This window comes from Mesorhizobium sp. M2C.T.Ca.TU.002.02.1.1, assembly GCF_003997225.1.
In genome coordinates this window covers 1-3770 of record NZ_RZTO01000623.1, presented here as the reverse complement: position 1 = coordinate 3770, position 3770 = coordinate 1, and the positions used below count along the sequence as shown (strand labels likewise).

The window sequence follows — 3770 nt, the reverse complement described above, 5'->3', positions numbered from 1 at the left end:
GAGCACGCCGAGGAAGAGCAGCGGCGGCAGCGACAGGAGCACGACCGAGGCGTTGAGGATCCCCCACGGCACGTTCATGCCTTGCTGCGACAGCTCGGACGCCACGATCGGCAGCGTCTTGGCGTTGGAGCTCGACAGCATCAGCGCGATCAGGAACTCGTTCCAGACCAAGACGAAGCTGAAGGCGATGGCGCCGATCAGCGAGCGCGCCGCGACGGGAAGCGCGATCCGCCAGAACACCGAATAGGCGCCGTAGCCGTCGACGAAGGCCGCTTCCTCGATCTCCTTCGGCACACCCTGGAAAGCGGGAATGGCAAGCCACATGATGACGGAGATGGTGAGCAGCGAATAGGTGACGATCAGCGCCGGCAAGGTGTCGTAGAGTCCGACCTGCAGCCAGATCACCATCAGCGGGATCGCCACCGCCACCGGCGGCAGGAAGCGCAGCGACAGCACGAAGAACTGGATGTCGCCGGCGAAGCGGTTGGGATATCGCGCCACCGCATAGGCCGCCGGCAGGCCGAGCACGATACCGATCAGCACCGCCGCACCGCAGGCGACTGCGGAATTGTAGAGCCCGGTCAGCACGCTGTCGCGACCGAGGATGTAGCTGATGTTGGCCAGCGTCGGCGTGAAGATCACCTTCGGCACGCGGGTGATGATGTCGACATTGTTCTTCAGCGCGTTGAGCGCCGTCCACACCAGCGGGAACACGGCCAGGAACCCGGCCAGCGCCAGGACGGTTTTCGCGATCAGGCGGCCCGGTCTTACCCGCTTCATGCCTGCACCCGCTTCCACAGCATGGTGAAGGTGATGACGGTCGCGATCATCATCAGCACGGCCATGGCCGAAGCGTAGGAGACCTTGCCGGACTCGATGAAGCCTTGCGAGAAGGCGTACATGTCGAGCGTTTCGGTCGCCACGCCCGGTCCGCCGCGCGTCATCACATAGATCAGGTCGAAGGAGCGCAGCGACTCGATCATCTTGACGAACATCAGGCTGATCAGCGGCGCCTTCAGCATCGGCAGGGTGACATAGGCATGGATCTGCCAGCGCCTGGCGTGATCGAGCCTGGCCGCCTCGATCGGCTGCGGCGGCAAGGTCTCGAGCAGCTTCAGCACGATGACGGCGAAGAACAGCCCCCATTGCCAGACATCCACCGATGCCACGGCGAAGAGCGCGGTGCCCGGCTTGGACAGCGGATCGAAGATCAGCCCGCCGGTGATCAGCCGGTAGGGGTAGGTCGCGATGCCATAGAGCGGGTGATAGGCGAACTTCCAGACGAAGGCGGCCGAGACGCGCGGCAAAAGCACCGGGATGATGAACAGAAGGCAGTAAAAATTGCGCAGGCGTGGGCCGGCGACCTCGAACATCAGCACGCCGAGCCCGATCGCCACCGCCATCGTCGCGATGACTGTGACGATCTCCCATTTCACCGAGACCCAGACGGCGTTGAGGAAGCGGCGGTCGAGGAAGAGATCGGCGAAGTTCGAGAACCACACCCAGGAATAACCGGTCGTGCTCAGCTCGCGGTTCTGCAGCGCGATGACGATCGCATAGAGCGTCGGCACCATCGACAGCACCAGAAGGATGGCTAAGGTCGGAACCAGGAATGTGACCGGCAGGGAAGAGCGTCGGCGCATGGCCTATCCTCGGGTGTATTTGGATCGTTGGTAGAACCCGCGGCGCGGATCCCGGCATTCCTTCGAATGCCGTGGACCGTACGCCGCGGGCGGGAGGATTACTTCTTCTTCACCAGATCGTTGGCATAGGCCTCGAGCTCGTTGAGGCCGCCCTTGATGTCGGTCCGCGTGCCAGTGACCAGCTCCTCCAGGATGATGCCCCAGCGGTCGCCGAGATCGGGCCAGCGCGGATCCTGCCAGAAGTTCACCGCGGTCACCTTGCCGGTTTCGGCCAGCGCCTGACCGAGATCGGCGCCGTAGATGTCGGCGAATTCCTTGCTGGAAAGAATGCTGGTGCGGTTCAGCTCGCCGAACTGATGCGCATCGAGCCGGCGCTTCTCGTTCTCCTTCGACGTTGCCCAGGCGATGAACAGGCCGGCGCATTTCTTAGCCGCGTCATCGGCATTGGCCTTGGTGCCGATGGCGAGCCCATGGCCGTAGCCGCCGCCCGGCAGCGGCGAGGGCGGTGGCAGGAAGCCGACCTTGCCGACCACCTGCGAGGTCTTCGGGTCGACCGCCATGCCCGACAGCGGCGTCGATTCGACGAGGATGGCGACCTGGCCGGACAGGAAGGCGCCGGTCGATTCATCCCAGCTGCCGGTCTGCGTGCCGGGCGCCGAGTCCTTGAACAGCTTGAGATAGGTTTCGGTCGCCTTCACGGCGGCGTCGGAATTGAAAGCCGGCTTGTCGCCGTCGAACCACTTGCCGCCATAGGCCTTGAAGAACGGCATCCAGCGCCAGACATTGGCGCCCGAACCGCGCGCGCCGCGCAGCGCGATGCCGTACATGCCCTTGTCGGCATTGGTCAGCTTCGGCACGTCGGCGATCAGCTCGTCCACCGTCTTCGGCGGCTGGATGCCGGCGGCTTCCAGCACGTCCTTGCGGTAGACCATCAGGTCGCCGCCGCCGGTGAGCGGCGCGAACCAGACCTTGCCGTCATAGGTGGCGACCTTCTGGCGGCCGGGATCGAAATCGGCGTAGTCGTAGTCGGCCGGGTAGTAATCGGTCAGCGGCACGATCCAGCCCGAGGAGGCGAACAGAGCCACATTGGCCTCGTCGACATAGTAGACGTTGTAGTTGCCCACGGTGGAGGCATCGGCGCGCGACTTGGCGCGGCGGTCGTTTTCGTTGAGGTAGTCGATCTGGAAGCCGGCGCCGGAGAGCTTCTTGAACTCGTCCTTGGAGTCCTCCAGAAGCGTCAGGCCGTCGCGCGGCTGCGCCAGCACCTTGACCGGCGCCGAGCAGACGGGCGCCTGGGCAAGTGCTGCGGTTGACACGGAAGCGGTAAGCACGAACGCTGCGCCGAGGCTGGCAGCGAGCCGTTTTGAATTCATTGGTTTTCTCCTCCAGGAACACTCGCGAAAAGCGGCAGGTCCTCGGATTAAGCGACCCTCACCGTCGCCCGTAGGACCTTCCACCCGTCGCCAAAATGAGCAGTTGGAGAGGGCGAGGCTAGAAGCCCCGTTGCAGCAGATCTGTACTTTTATGCATTGTGCGGCGCAAAATATGGCGCGGGCAGAGTCTGCTCGTCACACGAGTATCAGTGCCATCGGAGCATTCGGCTCTCGGCTGTCCTACGCCCTTAGCGTCAGGCGCTGCCGCGACAGCTTGCGATAGGAGGACGGGGTCATCTTGTGCTTGCGCAGGAAGGCGCGGTTGAAGTTCGAGATGTTCATGTAGCCGACCTGGAAGCAGATGTCGGTGATCGGAATCTCGGTATCGGCGAGCAGCTTGCAGGCCTGCCAGAGCCTGAGCTTGGCGAGGTGGTCGCTGAAGGAATTGCCGGTGTTCTTCTGGAAGAAGCGGGAAAAACTGCTTTCGCTCATGCCGGCCAGTTGAGCCACGTCCGGCAGCTTCAGGTCCTCGGCGAAATGCTGGAACAGGTAGGTCAGCGAGCGCTGGATGATATCGAGCGATTCCGCGTCCAGTAGCGGGGAAAAATCCGGCGACGACAAAAGTTCGTATTCGTCGGTGGTGGCCAGAAGCTCGAGCAGCTCGAGGAACATGCGGAACCTTGCCAGCCCATGCACCTCGCCCATCCGTTCCATCAGCTCGGCGCCGTCGAGCGCCGTCCGGCCATGGAAGACC

General features: G+C 63.4%; 4 protein-coding genes. All 4 read right to left on the bottom strand.

The window, feature by feature from the left end:
• On the bottom strand, positions 1 to 780 hold a 780-nt coding region (locus tag EOD07_RS26295; RefSeq protein WP_164772538.1), incomplete at its 3' end, for a carbohydrate ABC transporter permease.
• Positions 777 to 1643 (bottom strand): sugar ABC transporter permease, encoded by an 867-nt coding sequence (locus EOD07_RS26290; RefSeq protein ID WP_127237489.1) that lies wholly within the window; start codon positions 1641 to 1643, stop codon positions 777 to 779. The genes EOD07_RS26290 and EOD07_RS26295, both read right to left, overlap by 4 nt.
• 98 nt (positions 1644 to 1741) lie before the next feature.
• Positions 1742 to 3016, bottom strand: a complete 1275-nt coding sequence (locus EOD07_RS26285) for an extracellular solute-binding protein (RefSeq protein WP_127237488.1) — start codon at positions 3014 to 3016, stop codon at positions 1742 to 1744.
• Positions 3017 to 3256: 240 nt separating this feature from the next.
• A partial coding sequence (locus EOD07_RS26280) for an AraC family transcriptional regulator (RefSeq protein WP_164772537.1) occupies positions 3257 to 3770 on the bottom strand: 514 nt, incomplete at its 5' end.